This window comes from Bradyrhizobium sp. USDA 4516 (genome assembly GCF_054055915.1).
In genome coordinates this window covers 759,060-779,713 of sequence record NZ_JBSRXT010000001.1, presented here as the reverse complement: position 1 = coordinate 779,713, position 20,654 = coordinate 759,060, and the positions used below count along the sequence as shown (strand labels likewise).

Here is a 20,654-nt window from a genome sequence, read left to right as displayed (position 1 = left end):
CAGTCGTCTCTGCCAAATCTTGTTCGAAAATCGTTCATGCATAACGCCGGCCATCGCGCACATTATCATTTCACGCGCCGGAGCGCCGGGCGCTGGCCCTCGATCGAGGCCCGGACATGGGCGCGGGCGCGGGCGAGGCGGGACATCACCGTGCCGATCGGCACGCCCTGGATATCGGCGACCTCGCGGTAGCTCATGCCCTCCAGCATGACGAGCAGCAGCACCGAGCGTTGTTCCTCGACCAGCGTCGACAGCGCGCGTTCGATGTCGCGTCCCTCGGCCTCGGTGCCGCTGGCGTCGGCATTGTTATCGAGCAGCGGCACGAACGCCGGCCGCCGCGCCAGCGAGCGCCGGCGGTTCTTGTTCAGATTGGTCAGGATCGTGTAGAGCCAGCTCCTGACGTCGCCGCCGAGAAACAGCCGCTCCGAGCGCAGCGCCCGCACCAGCGTGTCCTGCACCAGATCGTCGGCGATATCCGTGTCACGCGCCAGCGCGCGCGCATAGCGACGCAGCGCCGGTATCATGGCTTCGACACTTTGACGAAACGCGGTCATGCATCCCAGTCTTCGATGGTCTCGGCGATAGCCGCCTTGTCCAACATAACACCCTGGCGGCGTGGCTATTCCGTCTGCGCCGATCTGCGCGCATACCGCCCAAGCTGCGGCCGATTTGGGCTTGTCGCCAGCCGAAGTGCTGGTGTACCTCCGAGCCGAAAAAATTCGAAGCGTGGAAGCCTTGAGGCGGCCGACCTCTCGCGCAGCAGGGACCAGCCGTTACGGGAATGCCGGTACCGACGATCTATTACATCCGCCACGGCGAGACCGCGTGGAACGCCGAAGGGCGGCTCCAGGGCGTGCAGGACATCGCCCTCAATGAGCGCGGTCGCGCCCAGGCCGCGCATGCCGGGCGCATCCTCGGCGATCTCCTCGCGCGCGACCGCCGTGACAAGGCGACGCTGCCGTTCGTCGCAAGCCCGCTGATCCGGGCGCGTGCCACCATGGAGCTGGTGCGCGCCGAGCTCGGCCTGCCGCCGGGCGACTACGCGCTCGACGCGCGGCTGCGCGAGATCGGCTACGGGACGTGGGAGGGCTCGACCTTGGCGCAGGCGCAGGCTGCGGACCCCGCGCTGTATGCCCGCCGCCTGGCCGAGAAGTGGACGGTGTCGCCGTCCGGCGGCGAGAGCTATGTCGACGTGCAGGTGCGGATGACCGACTGGTACCGCTCGGTGACGTCGGACACGGTCGCGGTCGCCCATGGCGGTACGGCGCGGGCGCTGATGGTGGCGCTCGGCTTCGAGACGCCGGCCTCGGCCGCCGAACTCTATATCGAGCAGGGGGCGGTCTACGTATTCGGTGAGCAGGGGCTGCGGAAGCATAGTTAACTCGCACTGTCATTCCGGGGCACGAAGCGAACCTCAGGGGCGCAATTGCGCCCCGTGGAATCTCGAGATTCCGGGTTCGATGCTCCGCATCGCCCCGGAATGACAGCTTGGCTGTTTGACCCCGCTGCCTCTGCGCGTTACGACACGCCATGTCCTTCAATACTTTCGGTCATATGTTCCGCGTCACGACCTTCGGCGAGAGCCATGGGGTCGCGATCGGCTGCGTCGTGGACGGCTGCCCGCCGCTGATCCCCCTGACCGCGGAGGAGATCCAGCACGACCTCGACCGCCGCCGCCCGGGCCAGTCGCGCTTCACTACCCAGCGCCAGGAGCCGGATGCGGTGAAGATCCTGTCCGGCGTGATGGCGCATCCGGAGAGCGGCGCGCAGGTGACGACCGGTACGCCGATCGCGCTGCTGATCGAGAACACCGATCAGCGTTCGAAGGATTATTCCGAGATCAAGGACAAGTTCCGGCCCGGCCATGCCGACTTCACCTATGAAGCGAAATATGGCCTGCGCGACTATCGCGGCGGCGGCCGCTCCTCCGCGCGCGAGACCGCGACCCGCGTCGCGGCCGGTGCGATCGCGCGCAAGGTGCTGCCCGAGGTGAAGGTGCGCGGCGCGCTGGTGCAGATGGGACCGCACAAGATCGATCGCGAGAAGTGGGACTGGGACGAGATTGCGAACAACCCGTTCTTCTGTCCCGACAAGGACAAGGCGGCGTTCTTCGAAAGCTATCTCGACGGCATCAGGAAAAGCGGCTCCTCGATCGGCGCCGTCATCGAGGTCGTCGCCGAGGGCGTGCCGGCCGGGCTCGGCGCGCCGATTTACGCCAAACTCGACAGCGACCTGGCGGCGGCGATGATGAGCATCAACGCGGTCAAGGGCGTCGAGATCGGCGCCGGCTTCGGCGCCGCCGAATTGTCGGGCGAGGAGAACGCCGACGAGATGCGGACCGGCAACAACGGAACGCGTTTCCTGTCCAACCATGCCGGCGGCGTCCTCGGCGGCATCTCGACCGGGCAGCCGGTGGTGGTGCGCTTTGCGGTCAAGCCGACGTCCTCGATCCTGACCACGCGCCGGACCGTGGACCGCAAGGGCGCGGATACCGACATCCTGACCAAGGGCCGCCACGACCCCTGCGTCGGCATCCGGGCGGTACCGGTCGGCGAGGCCATGATGGCCTGCGTGCTGGCCGATCATTTTCTGCGCGACCGCGGGCAGACCGGGCGCTGATCCCTTATATAGTGGCGGTCGCCAGACCGCCCTGGGGGAATGCCATGAACGCGTCGGAGCTTCGGGACATCATCGAATGGATGATCGGCGGCGCGCGGTCGGCGCCGACCCCGCCGCAGATGATGGCGGAATGCTGCGAGCGCCTGGTGCGGGCCGGCCTGCCGCTGTGGCGCATCGGCGTCTTCGTGCGCACGCTGCATCCGGAGATCTATGGCCGCCATTTCTTCTGGAAGCCCGGCGCCGAGGTCGAAACCGGCACCGTCGATCACAACATCCTGGACTCCCCGGAATTTGCCGTCAGCCCGCTGTCGACCGTGTTCAGGCAGGGTGTTGAAGTACGCGCGCGGCTCGACGATCCCGCAAGCGCCCGGTTTCCGATCGTCGTGGACCTGCAGGCCGAAGGCGTCACCGACTACATCGCCGTGCCGCTGGTCTATACCGACGGCTTCGTCAATGCCTCGAGCTGGACCACTAGGCAGCCGGGTGGCTTCACCGAGGAGCAGCTCGATGCGATCCGGTCGATCACCGTGCCATTGGCGCGCTATATCGAGATCATCACCCTGCGCCGCACCGCCTCGCTCTTGCTCGACACCTATGTCGGCAACCGTGCCGGCGAGCGCATCATGGGCGGCCAGATCCGGCGCGGCCATGCCGATACGATGGATGCCGCGATCTGGCTGTCGGACCTGCGCGGCTTCACCGCGCTGTCGGACCGCTTGCCGGCCGAGACGGTGGTGGAAATCCTCAACCTCTACTTCGATTGCCAGGTCACCGCGATCCGCGACCATGGCGGCGAGGTGCTCAAATTCATGGGCGACGGCCTGCTCGCGGTGTTCCCGGTCGACGAATATCTCGGCGACGAGGTGCAGGTCTGCTCACGGGTGCTGGAAGCTGCGCGCGCGTCCCGCGCCGGCGTCGAGGCGCTGCAATTCGCCAATGGCGATGCCGTCGAACGCTTCCGTTTCGGCCTCGCGCTGCATCTCGGGCGCGTGCTCTACGGCAATATTGGCGGTGGCAACCGGCTCGACTTCACCTGCATCGGTCCGGCGGTCAATCTCGCCGCGCGGCTGGAGAAGATCGCCGGCCGTCTTGGCCGCACCGTGGTGGCCTCGGAGCGCTTCGCCGGCATCAGCGACGGCGGCTGGAGCGATCTCGGTGAGTTTCCTATCGCTGGATTTGCCAAGGCCGAACGGGTCTACGGCCTGTACGACGAGGCGCCGGTCGCTGCTGCGAGCTAAAGCATGATCCGGAAAAGTGCGAAGCGGTTTTCCGAAAAGCTCATGCTCAAACAAAGAGCTAAGGCGCGATGACGATTCAACCTAATCTCATCGCGCCTTAGCCGCCGCGGGCGTAAGACTGCTTCAGGCCGAAGGTCAGGATCGACAGCGTGATCCACAGCCGCAGCATGGCGAAGCCGAAGATGAAGACGACGTAGACCAGGTTCTTGAGCGGCTGGCCCACCGTCGCGGTCTGCCAGAAGTGCCAGATCGCGGTGCGGACAAGCTCCTGACCGTAGCCCAGCGCGACGTTGATCGCACCGAGCACCAGCACCGCGGCGCCGAGCCACAGCGCATGCCGGCCCAGATCCTTGACGGCGGCAAACAGTGCGACACGGCCGCCATTGCCTTCCGCATTGACGATGATCAAGAGCACTAGCGCTGCGATCGCCGCACTCCAGAACCGGCCGAGATCGGAGTCCTGATCGAAGGCCATGCCGTCGAGGCCCCACATCAAATGCGGAGCAAACGACGTGAAGCCGACCGCGGCGGTGCCGACTGATGCCACGATCATCACGAGCATGATCCGCCACAGGATCGACGCCGACAGTCTGGTCTGCTCGGCCAGGGTCCATTCGCCGAGCGACGATTGGCCTCCGGCAGCCTGGATCGAGTCCCGCGCTGTCGCGAAGAAGGCGAGCAGCACGCAGATGTCGGCCAGCACCAGCGCGGGCAGCGTCAGGCCGGGCCTGCCGAAACCGACGATCCGCAGCGCCGCCGCCATGACGAGCCAGGGCAGAGCGGGCAGGGGGCGAAACGGCCCGAACGAGGTTTCTGGGCGGGTCTTCCGCAGTGAGAGCTGTTGGCGCAGTGCGACGGACATGCCGCGTTCATGCCATGCGATCCCTAAAGCACCGGTCGCCGCGATCGCTAAAATTCGCGGCAAGGCCTGTGGCAATCTGGCGCTGGCGCGCTATTCCTCGGGCTCGGTGGTGAACAGCAGCGGATAGCCCTTGGCGCGGCCGGCGTCGGTGGCGCGCGTCGCCTTGGTCTCGGCGACGTCCCTGGTGAAGACAGCGACGACGCAGACGCCGCGCTGGTGCGCCGTCAGCATCACCTTGTAGGCTTGGTCGTCGGTCATGCGGAATTCACCCTTCAGCACGGTGACGACGAATTCGCGCGGCGTGTAGTCGTCGTTGACCAGGATCACCTTGTGCAGGCGCGGCCGCTCGACCTTGGTCTTCGTCCTGGTTTTCGGCTTGACGACGGTATCTGGCATCGCACTCCCTCGCGATTGCCCCGTAAGAATACCGTCTTCAGGCGCGCCTTGGAACCGTTCGATTTGCACGGCGTCATTGCGGCAACGGCACGGCGCGCGTTGCCGCATTCGAGACAAACGAAGTTTGACTTGAGTGTGGACGTCTAACCTGAATGTGAAGGACAGCTGATATCTGCGCTTTTCGCCGCCTGAATTGCGTGTCACCATGACACTCATACGACGGGAGGGCCGCAATGCGCTGGTATGTCTCGATCGGAGCGGTGCTTGTCGCGGGCATGTTGGCCTGCGGCGATGTGGCCGGTGTTGCCGCGCCCGGCCCGGGAACCCAACCCGGCCATCGCCTGGCTGAAAAGGAATCCACACCGAGCGTCGACATCGAGTTGATCATCGCGGTCGACGTTTCCTATTCGATGGACATGGACGAGCTCGCGATCCAGCGCGAGGGCTATGCGCAGGCGATCGTCTCCAAGGATTTCCTGCAGGCGCTGAAGGCCGGTCCGAACGGCAAGATCTCGATCACCTATTTCGAATGGGCCGCCTCCAACGATCAGAAGATCATCATCCCCTGGCGGGTGATCGACGGCCCTGAATCCGCCGATGCGGTCGCCGCCGAGATCATGAAGACGCCGGTGCGCCGCGCCTCGCGCACCTCGATCTCCGGCGCGATCTATTTCGCGATCCCGATGTTCGACGAGAATCCGCATCGCGGGCTGCGCCGCGTGATCGATATTTCCGGCGACGGGCCCAACAACAACGGCACGCCGATCACGCCCGCGCGCGATGCGGCGCTCGACAAGGGCATCGTCATCAACGGTCTGCCGATCATGGTGAAGGAACCGTCCTACTCGACGATGGATATCGAGAATCTCGACTATTACTACGAGGACTGCGTGATCGGCGGACCGGGCTCCTTCGTGGTGACGATCAAGGATCGTGAGAAGTTCAAGGAGGCGATCCGCACCAAGCTGCTGCTCGAAGTTGCCGGCCGCACCCCCGAGCGCCCCATCATGCGGACCGCCGAGAAGGAGCCGCGGGTCAATTGCCTGATCGGCGAGAAGATCTGGCAGGACCGCTGGGGGCGGTAGCGATCATGTGGACCTCGTAGGATGGGTAGAGCGCAGCGAAACCCATCAATTCATGTCTGTGGCGCGAATGATGGGTTTCGCTGCGCTCTACCCATCCTACGGTTCTAACTCGCCCTACAGATCTTCTGGAGCTCACTCTCTATCGCGCGCAGCATCTGCAACGCGGCGGCATGCTCGGTCGCACCGATCTGCCGCCAGACCTCTGCGGCGCGGCCAGCAAGGCCGCGAACCGTCACCGGAAAATTCGCGGCCTGCGCCAGTGCGCTCTTTTCGTTGATCAGATATTGCCCGTTCAGCGCAAACAGCACCTGTGCGAGGCAGGCCAGCGCGCGATAGGCGCAGCCGGCGACATGCGTGCCGTCGCCGCGCGGCAGAGCAAGCTCTGCATTCTCGATGCTGAACAGGACTTCCCATTGAAAGCGCCGGATCAGCGCATCGCGCAGGGCCGGCGGGTAGGGCACAGTCCTCGCCTTCAGCGCCGCGACGAGGCCGTCGGGATCGTGCAGCGCACGGCACAGCGCGACCTCGCCCATCCAGATCGCCGAGCAGAAGCCGTGCGGATGGCCCGGCTGGTAGTGCATGCTGATCTCGCCGTTCCGGCAAGCATCGATGACAGCAGAGACCTGATCGGTGCTGCGGTAGAGCAGGTCGACCTTGCGGCCGCCGATCGTGAGCCAGGCACCGCCGACGATCCACGGTCCCCATTCGCCGACCGGCGTGACATGCGCAGCGGCGGGGTCGTCGACCAGACCCGTTACAGCTTCGCGCAGCCGATCGATATCCGGCGCGGCGCCATCCCGATAGTAGAGGCCGATATCGGTGTCGGAGGTGTCATGCGCCGTGCCGCGCGCCCGCGAGCCGCCGAGTACGATGGCGGCGACGCCCGATACGGCGGCGATAACGGGGATGATGCGTGCGAGCAGCGGATCGTCGGACATGGAGCGCAGACTATAGCGAGACTGCCCGCGCTCAGCGATAGCCGCTCCGTCCTGTCAGCGCGCGAACCGCGCCACCAGCTCGACATGCGCCGTGTGGCGGAACTGATCGACCGGTGTGACGGCTGCGATCTTGTAGCCGCCGTCGATCAGGATTTTCGCGTCGCGCGCAAACGTCGCGGCGTTGCAGGACACCGCGACGATCACCGGCACCTTGCTCGCCGCCAGCTGGGTGACCTGCGCCTGCGCGCCCTGGCGGGGCGGGTCGAACACGACGGCGTCATAGTCGCGCAACTCCTGCGGCATCAGGGGACGGCGGAACAGGTCGCGCGCCTCGGCCTTGAGTGGCTTCAGCCCCGGCGTCGATTGCGCGGCCTTCTGCAGCGCCGTGATGGCGCCGGCATCGCTATCGAAGGCTGCGATCCGCGCCTTCTCCGCGAGGCGCATCGCGAACGGACCGACGCCGCAAAACAGGTCGGCGATATGCTTGGCGCGTCCGCAGTGCTCGCGAACCAGCGCGGCCAGTGTCTCCTCGCCCTGGACGGTCGCCTGCAGGAACGAGCCGGGCGGCAGCACGACCTTCGCCTTTCCGATCGCGATCTCGGGAGAGGCACGCTGCAGCACCAGCTCTCCGTGGCGTGTCAGCCGCGCTAGCCGGTGCTTCTCCGCGACGCGCGACAAAGTGGTGATCAGGCTGGTCGGCAGCGCGCCGGAGCCGCGCACGTCGATGTCGAGTCCGTTGACGGTTGCGGTCACCTGGATGTCGAGCGGCTTGCCGATCGCGATCAGCGGCTCGGCGGTGGCCCAGGCCGCCTCGAGCGCGCCGTCGAGCGCAGGATCGAGGATCGGGCAGCGATCGACAGGGATGATGTCGTGCGAACCTGCCGCGGCGTAGCCGACCTTGAGGACGTCATGGGTGCCCATGCGCCCGTGCAGCGTGATGCGGCGACGGCCCGCGCCATGGGCATCGATCAGCGCTGCGACGTCCGCCGCAATCTTCGCCTGCGCCAGCGTCTCGACCACGATGTTGCGCTTCCAGGCGTGGTAGGGCGCATCGTTCCAGTGCTGGATCGCGCAGCCGCCGCAGACGCCGAAATGCGGACAGAACGGCGCGATGCGCTCGGGGCTTTCCTGCGCGACCCGCAGCAACCGCCGCCGGTCGGGATGGTTGCCCGGGACGTCGTCGACCTCGACCGTTTCGCCGGCCAGCGCATAAGGCACAAAGATCGATTGCGATCCCTCGATCGCGACGCCGTCGCCGCGGTGGCCGACATGGTCGATGGTAAGAAGCTCAGCCACGGCGCGCGCCGAGGAAGAATTCGATATTGCCGTCGCCGCCCGAGATCGATGACGGGAACACCTGAATGTCGGTGCAGCCCTGCGAGGCGGCAAAGGCGGCGATATCGTCGCAGATCTCCTGGTGCACCATCGCGTTGCGGATCACGCCGCGCTTGGAGTGTTTGCGCGCCGCCTCGAATTGCGGCTTGATCAGCGCCAAGAGATGCATCGGGGCGGCCGCCAGCGACAGCGCAACCGGCAGCACCAGCTTCAGCGAGATGAAGCTGACGTCGATCACCACGATGTCGGGCCGCGCCGGCAGGCGCTTGCCCTCGAAACTCCTGATGTCGGTCGCCTCCATGGAGACGATTTTCGGATGCCCCTGCAGCGAGGGATGCAGCTGGCCGTGGCCGACATCGATGGCGAACACGAGGCTCGCGCCATTGGCGAGCAGCACTTCGGTGAAGCCGCCGGTCGAGGCGCCGACATCGAGGCAGACATGGCCCTCGACGTCGATCGGATAGTGCTCGAGCGCGCCGGCGAGCTTGACGCCGCCGCGCGAGACATAGGGATGCGCCGGCTCGGCCGAGAGGGCCGCGCCCGGTGCGACGATCTCGGACGCCTTCGCGATCTGCCTGCCGTCGGCGGTGACGAGGCCGGCGTCGATGGCGGCGCGCGCTCGCGCCCGGCTTTCGAACAGGCCGCGTTCCACCAGCAGCACGTCGATGCGTTTGCCGGCGGATGCGTCGTTGTCGTTGTCGCCCGCTCTGGTCACTTCGCCGCCTGCCGGCGCTGCGCGGCAGCGAGCCGCACGCAGGCCTCGAAGGAGGTGAGGTCGTGCCATAGGTCGGCCGACGGCTCGCGCGGGGTCACCAGCGGGCTGCCGTGCAGGTCGAGCGCGTGCATCATCATCAGATTGTCCGGCAATCCAAACTCTTCCACCGTCAGCCCCTCCGCATCGATCAGGCGTCCGTCGGATGCCGGCACGACCTGGCTGAGCCGCGCCACGCGATTGGCGTAGGACGTGGGATCGTTGGAATAGGCGAGGCACAATTTGCCGCGTCCCGCCATGTAGCCGAGTTCGTAAACCGTGCCTGCGTCGGCACTGGGGCCGCGAAACGGCGTCAAGTTGGCGATGATGGCATCGGCAGACTCCATCATCGCCTCGTTGCTCTTGAAGATGGTGAGCGAGACGCCGGCGGCGGTGGGATCGATGCTGTTGTCGAGCGGATACAGCCCGGTCAGCCCGTGATAGGCGCAAACCTCCGCCTTGCGGCGGCCGATCTCCACGGCATCCGGCAGGAACACGTCAGGACCTGCCAGATAGATCTTCATGGACTTGCCGGGGCTGGTGCGTTTTCGAGCGACAACCTGGAGCTTCGGTTCTGATTTCAATCAGAACCGAAAATGCTCCAGTGAGCGCCGCCCGTCACGATCAGGCGAGCTTGACGGTCTCGGCCTTGTAGTCCTTGCCGAGGGTTTCGAACACCTTGGCAACGATGCTCTTGGCGTCGAGACCGGCGCGGGCATACATCGCCGCCGGCGTGTCGTGGTCGAGGAACACGTCGGGCAGGATCATCGAGCGGAACTTGAGCATGCCGCTGTCGAGCATGGCGTTGTCCGACAGGAACTGCATGACATGCGAGCCGAAGCCGCCGATCGAGCCTTCCTCGATCGTGATCAGGATCTCGTGGTCGCGGGCGAGCTTCATGATCATCTCTTCGTCGAGCGGCTTCATGAAGCGCGCGTCGGCGATCGTGGCGGAAAGGCCGTGGGCGGCGAGCTCGTCGGCCGCCTTCTCGCACTCGGCGAGACGGGTGCCGAACGACAGCAGCGCGACCTTCTTGCCCTCGCGGATGATGCGGCCCTTGCCGACTTCGAGGGCAACGCCGACTTCCGGCATCTCGATGCCGCGGCCTTCGCCGCGCGGATAGCGCAGCGCGCTCGGACGATCGTTGATCGCAACCTGCGTCGCCACCATGTGGACCAGTTCCGCCTCATCGGCGGCGGCCATGATCACCATGTTCGGCAGACAGCCGAGATAAGCATTGTCGAACGAACCCGCGTGCGTCGCGCCGTCGGCGCCGACCAGGCCGGCGCGGTCGATCGCGAAGCGGACCGGAAGGCTCTGGATCGCGACGTCATGGACCACTTGGTCATAGCCGCGCTGCAGGAAGGTCGAGTAGATCGCGCAGAACGGCTTGTAGCCTTCGGTGGCGAGGCCGGCGGCGAAGGTCACCGCGTGCTGCTCGGCAATGCCGACGTCGAAGGTGCGGTCCGGGAACGCCTTATTGAAGATGTCAACGCCGGTGCCTGACGGCATCGCCGCGGTGATGGCGACGATCTTGTCGTCCTTCTCGGCTTCCTTGACGAGGCTCTGGCCGAACACGTTCTGGTAGGCCGGCGCATTCGGCTTGGCCTTGGCCTGGGTGCCGGTCGCGACGTCGAACTTGACCACGGCGTGGTACTTGTCGGCGGAGGCTTCGGCCGGGCCGTAGCCCTTGCCCTTCTGGGTCACGACGTGAACCAGGATCGGGCCGGTCTCCATGTCGCGGACGTTCTTCAGCACCGGCAGCAGATGGTCGAGATTGTGACCGTCGATCGGGCCGACATAGTAGAAGCCGAGTTCCTCGAACAGCGTGCCGCCGTCCATCATGAAGCCGCGGGAATATTCCTCGACGCGGTTGGCGCGGTTGGCGAGGATCTTCGGCAGGCGCTTGTTGATCTGCTTGGCGGCCTCGCGCAGCGAGCGGTAGGTCTTGCCGGAGTAGAGGCGCGACAGATAGGCGCTCATCGCGCCGACGGGCGGCGCGATCGACATGTCGTTGTCGTTAAGGATCACGATCAGGCGCGAGTTCATCGCGCCGGCGTTGTTCATCGCCTCATAGGCCATGCCCGCCGACATCGCGCCGTCACCGATCACGGCGATAACGTTGTTCTTGCCGCCGGAGAGATCGCGCGCCACGGCCATGCCGAGGCCGGCCGAAATCGAGGTCGAGGAGTGCGCGGCGCCGAACGGATCGTAGTCGCTCTCGGTGCGCTTGGTGAAGCCGGAGAGGCCGCCGCCGGTGCGTAGCGTGCGGATGCGGTCGCGGCGTCCGGTCAGGATCTTGTGCGGGTAGGCCTGGTGGCCGACGTCCCAGATCAGGCGGTCGCGGGGGGTGTCGAAGATGTAGTGGATGGCGGTGGTCAGTTCGACCACGCCGAGGCCGGCGCCGAAATGGCCGCCGGTCACCGACACCGCGTCGATGGTTTCCTGGCGCAGCTCGTCGGCAACCTGCTGCACCTGCTCGACCTTCAGCTTGCGCAGGTCATCCGGCGTGTGAATAGTGTCAAGAAGCGGCGTCTTACTAAATGTGGTCACAGCGAATTTCCAATTTTTGCCTGTCGGAACGAACCGCCCGACGCGAGATGGGATGGCGCGCACACCGCGCAGCGAATGCCAGACACTGGGTGCCGCCCCGGCAGGCCGGTGCCTGGTTGTAAGCCTAGATTCACTCCGGATTGGACCACGTGATATGCATCACCTTGGTCGCTCTTCACCCGTCCCGGTTCAGTTTTGTCGAACCATTTGAGATGCATGCCGCCCGAAAAGTCGGGCTGCCCGCCACTCTCAAATGCCCATAGAACTGGAAGCATTACACCAAAGCCGCCGCCAAAGCCAACCCGATAGGGGCCGCAAGGTTCCTATGCGGCGCGCCGAAAAACCTAGTCTTTTCAATAGTCGGGTGGGAGCTGGGTTCCAATTCGCCTAATTTGGCGGCAGCCGGCCGGGCCGGCTCGGCCTGATTCGCAGCCGTACCCGACCCCGCGGGTAGCCCCGGAGGTTTACGGGTGGCTGGAAATGCACAGCAACAATTGCCCGCCGTGGCGGACATCGCGCCGCACGATCGACGTGGTCGGTAGCGCTACTGCACGTCGAGCGGCTCGGTGCCGGTCGGCTGGCCCGAGGCGTCGGTGGTGATCTTGTCGACGCGGGCTTCGGCCTGACGCAGCAATTCCTCGCAGCGCCGCTTCAGCGCCTCGCCGCGCTCGTAGATCGCGACCGATTCCTCAAGCGGGACCTTGCCGTCCTCGAGCCGCTTGACGATCGATTCGAGTTCCTCGATCGCGCGTTCAAAGGAGAGCTTCTTCACGTCGGCTTGGGTATTCTCGGCCATTCTTGCGTTCCCGATTGCGTGGATCAGATCGCAACCTGATCTTGTCGTCCAAACATGACCTGTCGCAGGCCATGCTCGCCCCGGCGCAGAATCAATCGAATTTTTGCGGGCGTATTGTGGCGGGGATTTACCCGTCCATCAATGCGGTGACGTGAGATGCCACCGACTCTTTCAGGCCCTGCAGGTCGTAGCCGCCTTCCAGGACGGAGACGACGCGGCCGCCGGCGCTCTTGTCGGCGAGATCCATCAGCTTGCGCGTGACCCAGCCGAAATCCTCGCCCGTCAGGTTGATCGAGGCCAAGGGATCGCGGTGATGCGCGTCGAAGCCCGCCGAAATGACGATAAGTTCGGGGGAGAACTTCTCCAGCTGCGGCAGGATCAGGTTCTCGAAAGCGGAGCGGAACTTGGCGCCGCCGTCGCCGGGCGCCAGCGGCGCGTTGACGACAGTGTCGTGCTCGCCACGCTCGCCGGCGGCCCCAGTGCCGGGGAACAGCGGCATCTGGTGCGTCGAGCAATACATCACGGTCGGGTCGGCCCAGAAGATATCCTGCGTGCCGTTGCCGTGATGGACGTCGAAATCGATGATTGCGGCGCGCTTGATGCCGTATTTGCGCTGCGCGTGGCGGGCAGCGATCGCGGCATTGTCGAAGAAGCAGAAGCCCATCGGCGTCGATTTCTCGGCGTGGTGACCGGGCGGGCGCACCGCGACGAACGCGTTTTGATGCTTGCCCTCCATCACCGCATCGGCGGCGGCCACCGCGCCGCCGACGCCGCGCATCACCGCTTCCCAGGTGCCCGGCGACATCGAGGTGTCGCCGTCGATATAGATCATGCCGGAGGTCGGCGCGATGTGGCGGAGTTCGCCGACATAGTGCTCACCGTGACAGAGCAGCACGGTGTCGAGGTCGCCTTCCGGCGCGGAATCGCGCACCAGCGCCTTGAAGCGATCCTCGCCGAGCACCTCGGCGACCGCCCGCAGCCGGTCGGGGCGTTCGGGATGTCCGGGAGGGGTCAGGTGGTCGAGACAGGCGGAATGCGTCAGAAGCAGTGTCATGCAGATTCCCGGCGCAATCGATGCGCGTGCGAGGACGCATGATCCGGAAAAGTGCGCGGCGGTTTTCCGACCAAGATCATGCAAGAGCAGGCCCTAATCTAGGCCGTTAGCGGCGTTCCGGAAAGGGCCGACATCATCCCTGTTCGCGTCCTTCCAAAGCCGGGGTGTTTTCCGCGTCATTGCCAGCGGAGCGAAGCAATCCATGCCGTCGCATGCTCGGAGACAATGGATTGGTTCGCTCCGTTCGTAATGACGTGAGGAGCTGCGTACGCCACCCCTAGACCTCGCTCAATTGATCCGCTCGATCCGCTTGCCTGCCGTTGGGCCTACCGGGCTGTTGGCCTTGAAGTAGGCATAGAGCGCATCGACGTCGTAGATGCCGAACTGCTGCGCGGTTCCTTGCTTGAATACCGTGAAGCCGTCGCCGCCCTCGGCGAGATAATTGTTCACGGTGACGCGGTAGCTCGCGTCCGGGTCGATCGGCTTGCCGTCCAGCGACATCCGTGCGGCAATGATGCGCGCGCCATCGGGCTTGCTCGCATCCCACGCATAGGAGAACCCCTTCGAGACCTGGAGGGCGCGCGGCCGCTTCGGATCGGCCCATTGCTGCTCCAGTGCGTCCTTGAGCTGCTTGCCGGTCAGCGTCATCGTCACCAGCTGGTTGCGGAACGGCTGGCTTGCAAAGATATCGGCATAGGTCACCGCGCCGTCCTCGCGCTTGACGATGTCGGTGCGCACGCCGCCGGGATTGGTGAAGGCGATCACCGCGCCGCCATTCGGTTCAGCGCTGGTCGCAAGCAGCTGTGCATCGGCGACGATGTCGCCGAGCGGGCTCTCGCCGGTTTCGGCAGGTGTACGCGACAGCGTTTCGGTGACCGAGCCTGCCGCGCGGCTCGCGATCGGCGCGGCCAGCCGGTCGTAGGATTCCAGCAGCGCGCTCTGCTCGGGATCTTTGGCCGTGCCGGCGATCCGCACGATGGTGTTGGCGGCCCTGGCGCTGATCACGTCATGGCTGTTCGGATCAAGCTGAAGATCGATCGCGGTGACCAGGGTGCCGTATTTGTCGCCGGAGGTGACGAGCCGTCCGTCGATCTCGCAGACATAGGCCTGGTGGGTGTGGCCGGAGACCACGACGTCGACCGCGCGATCGAACTTCTTGACGATGTCGACGATCGGCCCGGAGATCCCTGGACATTCATTATAGTCGCCGGTCGGAAAGCCGCCTTCGTGGATCAGCACCACGATCGCCTCGACGCCCTTCGCCTTCAGCTCGGGGACCAGCGCATTGACGGTCTCGGCCTCGTCGCGGAAATCGAGGCTCGCGACGCCGGCCGGCGACACCAGGTTCGGGGTGTTCTTCAGCGTCAGCCCGATGAAGGCCACTGCAATGCCGTCGAATTGCTTGATCTCGTAGGGCGGAAATACCGGCTTGCCGGTCGCCTTCTCGATCGTGGAGGCGGCGAGATAGCGGAATTTGGCTCCTGTGAACGGGTGCGGCCCCTGGCATTTGTCGATCGGATGGCAGCCGCCATTCTGCATCCGCAGCAGCTCGTCCTTGCCCTCGTCGAATTCGTGATTGCCGACCGAGGAGATCGCAAGCCCCATCAGCGAGAGCGACTCGATGGTCGGCTCGTCATGAAACATCGCCGACAGGAACGGGCTCGCGCCGATCAGGTCGCCGGCCGCGACGAAGATGTTGTTCTTGTGGCCCTCGCGCAGCTGCTTGACGACGGTGGCCATCCGCTCGGCGCCGCCGGCGGGCTCCATGATCTTTTTGGTCGCGTCAGCGGCGTCGGTGATGCGGATGCCGCCCGGCGGCGGCCGCAGATAGCCGTGGAAATCGTTGATCGCGAGAATGCGCAGGCTCACCGGCTCCGCGGCCTGCGCCGGACAGGGGCTTGCTGCGGCCAGTCCGAACGCGCAAAGCGCGGCGAGAGGGGAAAGGCGGGACTGTCTCATGACCTGTCCATGGAGCACGGGATCATGGCGCCGCGCCACTACAATTTTGCGACGCTTCGTTTCAATCCTTCGGGCGAGCCATGAATGCCTTGAACGCCTCGACTGCTTCCTCGGAGCGCATCCGTTCGCTGAACAGATGGTTCTCCTGCTCGATGCGGCGGGTGACGTCCTCCGGCGGCAGCCGGATCAGGCGCCGCGAGATCGCCACCGCCTCGGCCGGCAGCGCGCAGATCTCGCGCGCCACCTTGTGCGCCTCCACCTCGGCATGTCCCGGCGCCACCACGGTATTGACGAAGCCGGCGACGCGGGCGTCGTCGGCCGACATGGTGCGGCCCATCACCAGCATCGCGAAGGCACGCTGGTGACCCATCATGCGCGGCATCAACAGGCTCGAGGCGCCTTCCGGCACGAGGCCGAAATTCGAGAACGGCGTCGAGAACAGCGCGGTCTTGCTGGCGAGCACATAGTCGCAGTGAAACAGCATGGTGGTGCCGATGCCCATCGCGACGCCGTCGACGGCGGCGATGATCGGCTTCACATTGTGGGCCAGCGAATACAGGAATTTGACGAGGTCAGAGGCCGGCGGCGTCTCACCGGTCGAGGTGCCCTGCGCGAGCAGGTCCTCGATGTCGTTGCCCGCGGTGAACACGCCGGAGCCGCCGGTGATGATCAGGCAGCGGATCTTCGGATTGTTCTGCGCCTTGTCGATCGCGTCGCTGATCGCGCGAAACATCTCCTGGGTGATCGCGTTCTTCTTCTCGGGCCTGCGCAGCCGGATCACGCGCGTGGCGGCTTCGTCGGTCACTATGACATGCGCGGTCATCGAGCGGTCCCAGGGTCGGCCGGCATCGTCGCCGGCGGAGGTCGTACCCGTTATCCTACATGATCCGGTGCAAGCCCCAAGAGCTCCAGCGTGTTCCGGGCCGCTTTTCCCTGTGGGCGAGCATGAGAACGGCGCAATGCAGATAAATCTTGCGATTCCGGGCAGGGGACGTTGGTCGTAGGCGCGGAGGCGCACGGCGATGCTGCCTTCCGCCCGCGCCACGATGGCGCCGATGCTGCCCGCCCGCCGCGCCCGTAGCGCTCGCGACGAGTTTAACTTCCCCGCGAGAAACATTCCGCTGTTCGCAGCATTCCCCCTTTGCTGACAGGCCGAGCAGACCTCGACACGTCGTTGTCGTGGTTCCGCGTCCGGCTGACTTGAGGAGAGCAGCGGCATGCAGATCTCCGGACGTTTGGAACTATCGCGGCGCCATCTGTTGATTGTTGGAGCCGCCTCGCTTGCGGCGTCGTCGATCGCGACGCCTCCGCCTGCGGCCGCCCAATCTGCCCCGACCGGAGCGCCCGTGATGACGAGAGTATCCTTTGACGTGAACGGCGAAACCCACCAGCTCGAGCTCGACACCAGGACCACGCTGCTCGATGCCCTGCGCGAGCACCTGCATCTGACCGGCACCAAGAAGGGCTGCGACCACGGCCAATGCGGCGCCTGCACGGTGATTGTCGACGGCCGGCGGATCAATTCCTGCCTGACGCTCGCCGTGATGCATCAGGGCGACGAGATCACGACGATCGAGGGGCTCGGCACGCCGGACGGGCTGCATCCGCTGCAGGCGGCATTCGTCGAGCATGATGGCTATCAGTGCGGCTATTGCACGCCCGGCCAGATCTGCTCGGCGGTCGCCGTGCTTGCCGAGGTCAAGGCCGGCATCCCGAGCCATGTCACGGCGGATCTGAATGCGCCGCTGCGACTGACCAATGCCGAGCTCCGCGAGCGCATGAGCGGCAACATCTGCCGCTGTGGCGCCTATTCCAACATCGCCGAGGCGATCAGCGAGGTCGCCGGGAGGAGCGCATGAGATCATTCAGCTATGAGCGGGCCGCCTCGCCGGGCGCGGCGGCCGCAGCCGCCGCCGGGACCGCGAACGCCAAGTTCATCGCTGGCGGCACCAATCTGCTCGACCTGATGAAGCTCGAGATCGAGACGCCGGCGCATCTGATCGACGTCAACGATCTGGCGCTCGACCGCATCGAGGAGACCGCGGACGGCGGCTTGCGGATCGGCGCGCTGGTGCGCAACACCGATCTCGCCGCCGATATCCGCGTGCGGCGCGACTACGGCGTGTTGTCGCGCGCGCTGCTCGCCGGCGCTTCCGGCCAGTTGCGCAACAAGGCGACAACCGCCGGCAATCTGCTGCAGCGGACGCGCTGTCCCTATTTTTACGACACCAATCTGCCCTGCAATAAGCGCAAGCCCGGCAGCGGCTGCGCCGCGATCGGCGGCTTCAGCCGCCAGCATGCGGTGGTCGGTGTGAGCGACGCCTGCATCGCGACCCATCCGAGCGACATGGCGGTGGCGATGCGCGCGCTCGACGCCGTCGTCGAGACGGTGCGGCCCGACGGCACCACGCGCAGCATCCCGATCGCCGAGCTGCATCGTCTGCCCGGCGACAGCCCCGAGATCGAAACCAGCCTGGAGCCGGGCGAGCTGATCACCGCGGTGGTGCTGCCGAAACCGGTCGGCGGCGCGCAGGCCTATCGCAAGGTGCGCGACCGCGCCTCTTATGCCTTTGCGCTGGTCTCGGTTGCTGCGATCGTGCAGCGCGACGGCACCGGCCGCGTCGCGCTTGGCGGCGTGGCGCACAAGCCGTGGCGCGTCGAGGCGGCGGAGGCGGAATTGCCCGACGGCGCCAAGGCCGTCGCCGCGCGCCTGTTCGCCGATGCCAAGCCGACCAAGGACAATGCGTACAAGCTGCCGCTCGCCGAGCGAACGCTGGCGGCGGTGCTGCGCGAGGCCAGGGCTTGAGATCCAGGGCTTAAGAAGAGGGCCTGACATCATGCGATTTGAACATCCTGCTACCTTCAGTCCGATCGACCAGCTCAAGGTGATCGGCCACCCGACCAGCCGGATCGACGGGCCGCTGAAGACCACCGGCACCGCGCCTTACGCCTATGAGCGGCACGACGTCGTGGCCAACCAGGCCTATGGCTACGTGGTCGGTTCGGCGATCGGCAAGGGGCGGATCGGTTCGATCGATCTCGAGGCGGCCAAGGCTGCGCCGGGCGTGCTCGCCATCGTCACAGCGGACAATGCCGGCAAGCTTGGCAAAGGAGAGCGCAATGCGGCGCCGCTGCTCGGCGGGCCGGAGATCGCACATTATCACCAGGCCGTCGCCGTCGTCGTCGCCGGGACCTTCGAGCAGGCGCGGGCCGCGGCGCAACTGGTCCGGATCGACTACGTCAAGGGCGACGGCAAGTTCGATCTCGCCGCGGAGCGGGACAAGGGCGTCACGCCGCACCCATCATTCGGCGGCCCGGCCGATACCGCCGTCGGCGATTTCGCCGCCGCCTTCGCTGGTGCGCCCGTGCAGCTCGATGCCACCTACACCACGCCCGATCAGGGCCACGCGATGATGGAGCCGCATGCTTCGATCGCGGCCTGGGACGGCGACAAGCTCACGGTTTGGACTTCCAACCAGATGATCGCCTGGGGCGCTGAGGATATGGCGAAGACGCTTGGCATCGCCAAGGAGAATGTCCGTCTGGTGTCGCCCTATATCGGCGGCGGCTTCGGCGGCAAGCTGTTCCTGCGCGCCGAGGTGCTGCTCGCCGCGCTCGGCGCCCGCGCGGCCGGCCGGCCGGTCAAGATCGCGCTGCAACGTCCGCTGATGTTCAACAACACGACACACCGTCCGGCGACGATCCAGCGCATCCGCATCGGCGCCGAGCGCGACGGCAAGATCACGGCGATCGGCCACGAAAGCTGGTCTGGCAACGTCAAGGACGGCGAGCCCGAGATGGCGGTGAGCCAGACGCGGCTGCTTTATGCCGGCGCCAGCCGGATGACGGCGACGCGGCTTGCGGCGCTCGATCTGCCGGAGGGCAATGCGATGCGCGCGCCCGGAGAAGCCTCCGGCATGATGGCGCTCGAGATCGCGATCGACGAACTCGCCGAGAAGCTCGGCATCGACCCGGTCGTGCTGCGCATCAGCAACGACACCCAGGTCGACCCCGAGCATCCGGAGCGGCACTTTTCGCAGCGGCAACTGGTGCAGTGCCTGAGCGATGGCGCGGCGCGGTTCGGTTGGGACAAGCGCAATCCGAAACCCGGCGCCGTCCGTGACGGGCGCTGGCTGGTGGGAATGGGCGTCGCCGCGGCGTTCCGCAACAATCTCGTGACCAAGTCGGCGGCACGCGTTCGTCTCGACCAGAACGGCATCGTGACCGTCGAGACCGACATGACCGACATCGGCACCGGCTCCTACACCATCATCGCGCAGACCGCGGCCGAGATGATGGGCGTGCCGCTCGAGAAGGTCGCGGTGCGGCTCGGCGATTCCGACTTCCCGGTGTCCTGCGGCTCGGGCGGGCAGTGGGGCGGCAACAATTCCACCGCCGGCGTCTATGCCGCCTGCACCAAGCTGCGCGAGGCCATTACGCAGAAGCTCGGCTTCAATTCCGAGGAGGCGGTTTTTGCCGACGGCGTGGTCCGCTCCGGCAATCGCAGCGTGCCGCTGGCGCAGGCCGCCGGCGGCGGCGACCTCGTGGCGGAGGATGCCATCGAATACGGCGATCTCGCGAAAACCTACCAGCAGTCGACCTTCGGCGCGCATTTCGTCGAGGTCGGCGTCGACGCCGACACGGCTGAAATCCGGGTGCGGCGGATGCTTGCGGTCTGCGCGGCGGGCCGCATCCTCAATCCGAAGGCGGCGCGCAGCCAAGTGATCGGCGCGATGACCATGGGTGTCGGCGCGGCGCTGATGGAAGATCTCGTCGTCGACAGGCGTCATGGCCTGTTCATCAATCACGACCTTGCTGCCTATGAGGTGCCGGTCCATGCCGACATCCCGCATCAGGAGATGATCTTCCTCGACGAGATCGATCCGATCTCATCGCCGATGAAGGCCAAGGGCGTCGCCGAACTCGGCATCTGCGGCGTCGCCGCCGCGGTCGCCAATGCGGTCCACAATGCGACCGGCGTGCGGGTGCGCGACTATCCGATCACGCTCGACAAGTTGCTGGCAGGGATGCCGGAGCCGGCGTAGCGCGGGACGCTTCACCTCGCCCC

19 protein-coding genes are annotated in these 20,654 nt (G+C 65.9%); 7 read left to right on the top strand and 12 right to left on the bottom strand.

What is annotated here, in order from left to right; translation table 11 throughout:
- Positions 1–65: 65 nt before the first annotated feature.
- A complete protein-coding gene (locus ACVI1L_RS03690) occupies positions 66–554 on the bottom strand; it encodes a sigma-70 family RNA polymerase sigma factor (protein WP_016844579.1) in 489 nt (162 codons plus the stop codon).
- A 227-nt stretch (positions 555–781) separates the two neighbouring features.
- Here ACVI1L_RS03690 and ACVI1L_RS03685 point away from each other — a divergent pair, with 227 nt between their 5' ends.
- The 3 genes from ACVI1L_RS03685 to ACVI1L_RS03675 all read left to right on the top strand — a co-directional run bounded on the left by ACVI1L_RS03685 (position 782) and on the right by ACVI1L_RS03675 (position 3,857).
- Positions 782–1,381 (top strand): histidine phosphatase family protein, encoded by a 600-nt coding sequence (locus tag ACVI1L_RS03685; RefSeq protein WP_168857197.1) that lies wholly within the window; start codon positions 782–784, stop codon positions 1,379–1,381.
- 149 nt (positions 1,382–1,530) lie between these two features.
- Entirely contained in the window at positions 1,531–2,619 is a 1,089-nt protein-coding gene (gene aroC, locus ACVI1L_RS03680) for a chorismate synthase (RefSeq protein WP_456782315.1), read from the top strand.
- A gap of 44 nt (positions 2,620–2,663) precedes the next feature.
- The gene (locus ACVI1L_RS03675) at positions 2,664–3,857 is read left to right on the top strand and encodes an adenylate/guanylate cyclase domain-containing protein (protein ID WP_057015212.1); all 1,194 of its coding nucleotides are present in this window, start codon (positions 2,664–2,666) and stop codon (positions 3,855–3,857) included.
- 97 nt (positions 3,858–3,954) lie between these two features.
- On the opposite strand, the gene ACVI1L_RS03670 is transcribed toward ACVI1L_RS03675, so the two are convergent.
- Both ACVI1L_RS03670 and clpS read right to left on the bottom strand, forming a co-directional pair.
- A complete protein-coding gene (locus ACVI1L_RS03670) occupies positions 3,955–4,719 on the bottom strand; it encodes a hypothetical protein (RefSeq protein ID WP_233475576.1) in 765 nt (254 codons plus the stop codon).
- A gap of 90 nt (positions 4,720–4,809) precedes the next feature.
- Entirely contained in the window at positions 4,810–5,115 is a 306-nt protein-coding gene (gene clpS / locus ACVI1L_RS03665) for an ATP-dependent Clp protease adapter ClpS (protein WP_021076758.1), read from the bottom strand.
- A 233-nt stretch (positions 5,116–5,348) separates the two neighbouring features.
- Here clpS and ACVI1L_RS03660 point away from each other — a divergent pair, with 233 nt between their 5' ends.
- Positions 5,349–6,200 (top strand): DUF1194 domain-containing protein, encoded by an 852-nt coding sequence (locus ACVI1L_RS03660; RefSeq protein WP_057015213.1) that lies wholly within the window; start codon positions 5,349–5,351, stop codon positions 6,198–6,200.
- A 104-nt stretch (positions 6,201–6,304) separates the two neighbouring features.
- Here the strand turns inward: ACVI1L_RS03660 and ACVI1L_RS03655 are convergent, their stop codons facing one another.
- From ACVI1L_RS03655 to ACVI1L_RS03615, 9 genes are all read right to left on the bottom strand, one after another.
- On the bottom strand, positions 6,305–7,138 hold the full coding sequence (locus ACVI1L_RS03655) for a nucleotidyltransferase domain-containing protein (protein ID WP_456782314.1): 834 nt from the start codon (positions 7,136–7,138) through the stop codon (positions 6,305–6,307).
- 54 nt (positions 7,139–7,192) lie between these two features.
- Entirely contained in the window at positions 7,193–8,434 is a 1,242-nt protein-coding gene (locus ACVI1L_RS03650; protein ID WP_456782313.1) for a class I SAM-dependent RNA methyltransferase, read from the bottom strand.
- Complete coding sequence (locus tag ACVI1L_RS03645; protein ID WP_253587659.1) at positions 8,427–9,188, bottom strand: TlyA family RNA methyltransferase; 762 nt, start codon at positions 9,186–9,188, stop codon at positions 8,427–8,429. Before ACVI1L_RS03645 ends, ACVI1L_RS03650 begins: the two co-directional genes overlap by 8 nt.
- Positions 9,185–9,748 carry a nucleoside 2-deoxyribosyltransferase gene (locus ACVI1L_RS03640; RefSeq protein WP_057015217.1) on the bottom strand — a complete coding sequence of 188 codons (564 nt, stop codon included), beginning with the start codon at positions 9,746–9,748 and terminating at the stop codon, positions 9,185–9,187. The genes ACVI1L_RS03645 and ACVI1L_RS03640 overlap by 4 nt, the downstream gene beginning before the upstream one ends.
- A gap of 100 nt (positions 9,749–9,848) precedes the next feature.
- Entirely contained in the window at positions 9,849–11,777 is a 1,929-nt protein-coding gene (gene dxs / locus ACVI1L_RS03635) for a 1-deoxy-D-xylulose-5-phosphate synthase (RefSeq protein WP_050387827.1), read from the bottom strand.
- Between the two features lie 544 nt (positions 11,778–12,321).
- Positions 12,322–12,573 carry an exodeoxyribonuclease VII small subunit gene (locus ACVI1L_RS03630; protein WP_028334494.1) on the bottom strand — a complete coding sequence of 84 codons (252 nt, stop codon included), beginning with the start codon at positions 12,571–12,573 and terminating at the stop codon, positions 12,322–12,324.
- A 127-nt stretch (positions 12,574–12,700) separates the two neighbouring features.
- On the bottom strand, positions 12,701–13,627 hold the full coding sequence (locus ACVI1L_RS03625) for a histone deacetylase family protein (protein WP_057015218.1): 927 nt from the start codon (positions 13,625–13,627) through the stop codon (positions 12,701–12,703).
- A 288-nt stretch (positions 13,628–13,915) separates the two neighbouring features.
- The gene (locus ACVI1L_RS03620; RefSeq protein ID WP_456782312.1) at positions 13,916–15,586 is read right to left on the bottom strand and encodes a bifunctional metallophosphatase/5'-nucleotidase; all 1,671 of its coding nucleotides are present in this window, start codon (positions 15,584–15,586) and stop codon (positions 13,916–13,918) included.
- Positions 15,587–15,647: 61 nt separating this feature from the next.
- Positions 15,648–16,409, bottom strand: coding sequence for a crotonase/enoyl-CoA hydratase family protein (locus tag ACVI1L_RS03615; RefSeq protein WP_050387826.1), 762 nt, complete (start codon positions 16,407–16,409; stop codon positions 15,648–15,650).
- 394 nt (positions 16,410–16,803) lie between these two features.
- On the opposite strand from ACVI1L_RS03615, the gene paoA reads away from it, so the two are divergent.
- Genes paoA through paoC form a run of 3 tightly spaced genes read left to right on the top strand, consistent with a single transcriptional unit; the run spans position 16,804 to position 20,631 of the window.
- Entirely contained in the window at positions 16,804–17,445 is a 642-nt protein-coding gene (gene paoA / locus ACVI1L_RS03610; protein ID WP_057015220.1) for an aldehyde dehydrogenase iron-sulfur subunit PaoA, read from the top strand.
- The gene (locus ACVI1L_RS03605; protein ID WP_253587657.1) at positions 17,442–18,392 is read left to right on the top strand and encodes an FAD binding domain-containing protein; all 951 of its coding nucleotides are present in this window, start codon (positions 17,442–17,444) and stop codon (positions 18,390–18,392) included. The genes paoA and ACVI1L_RS03605 overlap by 4 nt, the downstream gene beginning before the upstream one ends.
- A gap of 31 nt (positions 18,393–18,423) precedes the next feature.
- The gene (paoC, locus tag ACVI1L_RS03600) at positions 18,424–20,631 is read left to right on the top strand and encodes an aldehyde oxidoreductase molybdenum-binding subunit PaoC (protein WP_456782311.1); all 2,208 of its coding nucleotides are present in this window, start codon (positions 18,424–18,426) and stop codon (positions 20,629–20,631) included.
- Positions 20,632–20,654 lie beyond the last annotated feature (23 nt).